Origin of the sequence: Aquipuribacter hungaricus (genome assembly GCF_037860755.1) — a bacterium.
GTDB lineage: Bacteria > Actinomycetota > Actinomycetes > Actinomycetales > JBBAYJ01 > Aquipuribacter > Aquipuribacter hungaricus.
Map to the genome: position 1 here is coordinate 1 of NZ_JBBEOI010000403.1, position 1,669 is coordinate 1,669.

Below are 1,669 nucleotides of genomic sequence, written 5' to 3' on the forward strand. Positions count from 1 at the left end.
CGGCGCCCGCGTCGCCGACGTCGCCGTGCTGCACCCCCGCCTGGTCCGCCACCAGCCCGGCGGGCCCGCCGCCTTCGCCGACCTGCTGCGCGGCGCCGTGCTGCAGGCACCGCGCAGGCGCGGCAAGTTCCTCTGGCTGCCGCTGGAGCGCGACCCCGCCGGGGCGGGACCCGCCGAGCACCCGGACCGCGCCGAGGACGGCGCCGAGGACCGCGCCGAGGACTGCCTGGTCGTCCACCTCGGCATGTCCGGGCAGGTCCGGGTGCTCGACCGCGCCGAGCCGGTGCACCCCCACACCCGCGTGGTCGCCGCGCTGGAGGACGGCCGCGACCTCCGCTTCGTCGACATGCGGATGTTCGGCCGGCTGGACGTCGACGAGCTGGTCCCGGCCCCCGACGTCGTCGGCGACACCGTGCCCGCGCTCGCGTCCCACATCGGCCGCGACCCGCTCGACCCCGGCTTCGACGAGACCGCGTGGGTCGAGCGGCTGCGCGCCCGGAAGACCGGGCTCAAGCGGGCGCTGCTGGACCAGACGCTCGCCTCCGGCATCGGCAACATCTACGCCGACGAGGCGCTGTGGCGCAGCCGGCTGCACTGGGCCCGCCCCACCGAGACCCTGCCCCGGGCCGCGGCCCGCGAGCTGCTCGGGCACGTCCGCGAGGTGATGGCGTCGTCCATGGCCTCGGGCGGGACGTCGTTCGACGCGCTGTACGTGGACGTCAACGGGGAGTCCGGCTACTACGACCGCTCGCTGGACGCCTACGGCCAGGAGGGCCGGCCCTGCCGGCGTTGCGGCACGGCCGTGGTCCGCGAGGCGTGGACCAACCGCAGCTCGTTCCGCTGCCCCCTCTGCCAGCCCCGGCCCCGGCGCGCGCGGGTCTGAGCGGGCCCGGGCCCCGTTAGCCTCCCCGCGTGCACCTGTCCTCGCTCACCCTGCGCGGCTTCAAGTCGTTCGCCTCGGCGACGACGCTGCGCCTGGAGCCGGGCATCACGTGCGTGGTCGGGCCGAACGGCTCGGGCAAGTCCAACGTCGTCGACGCCATCGCCTGGGTGCTCGGCGAGCAGGGCGCACGGACGCTGCGCGGCGGGAGCATGGCCGACGTCATCTTCGCCGGCACCGCCACCCGGGCCCCGCTGGGACGGGCCGAGGTGGTCCTCACCTTCGACAACTCCGACGGCCTGCTCGGCGAGGGCACGGCGGAGGTGTCCGTCACCCGGACGATGTTCCGCGCGGGCGGCAGCGAGTACGCCATCAACGGCCGGCCCTGCCGCCTGCTCGACGTGCAGGAGCTGCTCGGGGACGCGGGCATCGGCCGCGAGCTGCACGTCGTCGTCGGCCAGGGCCGCGTCGACGCCGTCCTGCAGGCCACCCCCGAGGAGCGGCGCAGCTTCGTCGAGGAGGCCGCCGGCGTCCTCAAGCACCGCAAGCGCAAGAAGAAGGCGCTGCGCAAGCTCGCGGCGATGGACGGCAACCTCGTCCGGCTCGCCGACCTCACCGCCGAGATCGCCCGCCAGCTCAAGCCCCTCGGCCGCCAGGCGGACACCGCCCGCCGCGCCCGCCGGATCGCCGCCGACGCCCGCGACGCCCGGCTGCGCCTGCTCGCCGACGACGTCGCCGCGGTCCGCTCCGGGCTCGGCGGGCACGACGGGCCCGGCCCGGCGGCGCAGC

General features: G+C 76.7%; 2 protein-coding genes. Both read left to right on the plus strand.

The genetic code is table 11. The annotated features are described in order from the left end of the window. A partial coding sequence (gene mutM, locus WCS02_RS20155) for a bifunctional DNA-formamidopyrimidine glycosylase/DNA-(apurinic or apyrimidinic site) lyase (protein ID WP_340296089.1) occupies positions 1 to 883 on the plus strand: 883 nt, incomplete at its 5' end. 29 nt (positions 884 to 912) lie between these two features. Then, positions 913 to 1,669, plus strand: a 757-nt coding sequence (locus WCS02_RS20160) for an AAA family ATPase (RefSeq protein WP_340296091.1), incomplete at its 3' end; no start/stop codon positions are given.